General features: G+C 51.4%; 1 protein-coding gene. It reads left to right on the forward strand.

The window, feature by feature from the left end; translation table 11 throughout:
- Positions 1-677: IS256 family transposase (locus ACTQ34_RS18045; RefSeq protein WP_441364977.1), on the forward strand; the 677-nt coding region annotated here is incomplete at its 5' end.
- Positions 678-864 lie beyond the last annotated feature (187 nt).

The raw sequence follows: 864 nt of genomic DNA on the forward strand, positions 1-864 counted from the left end.
GACAGATCGTCAAGAAGGCTGTTTATATTGCCATTGGTATCGATCTGGACGGCAGGAAGGACGTTCTGGGTATGTGGGTCGGTGAAAATGAGAGCGCCAAATTCTGGGCAACGGTACTCAATAACTTGAGAAACCGGGGTGTTGCGGATATTTTCATCGCCTGCACGGACAATTTGACCGGGTTTTCCGCAGCGATTGAAGCGGTGTTCCCCAAGACAGAGGTTCAGAACTGTATCATCCATCAGCTCCGAAATTCCAGCAAATATGTATCCTACAAGGACTTAAAGGCGCTCATGGCAGACTTGAAGGCAGTCTACGCCGCGGTGGATGAGTCCGCGGCCCTGGACGCTCTGGATACCTTTTCCGAACATTGGGATAAGAAATACCCCAAAATCTCTCAGTCCTGGCGGGATAACTGGCCACATCTCAGCACCTATTTCAAGTACCCCCAGGAGATTCGCCGCCTGATCTATACGACCAATACCATCGAGGGCTTTAACCGTCAGCTTCGGAAAGTGACCAAGGCAAAATCCGTGTTCCCCACAGATGACAGCCTGCTGAAAATGCTGTATCTTGCCATGATCGATATCACAAAGAAATGGACTGGCCGGAGACAGGACTGGAGCATGATTCATGCTCAGCTGGCAGTATTCTTTGCGGATCGTATGCCGGACTGACCGGCTGCATACCGGCATGTCAAGGGTCGAGATGAACCAACGCTGTGAACTGCACCCCAAAAGTTGGACAAGAAAGTCTGGAATAGTCAAGAAAACCGCACACCCAACGAATTCAATTAGGCAACCTGCGCCGGATTTTGCGCCCACCGTGCGCGCTTGCGCAGCGGAGGAAGGTTTTCCTCATTGG

This window comes from Agathobaculum sp. LCP25S3_E8 (genome assembly GCF_052117165.1).
Classification (GTDB): Bacteria; Bacillota; Clostridia; order Oscillospirales; family Butyricicoccaceae; genus Agathobaculum.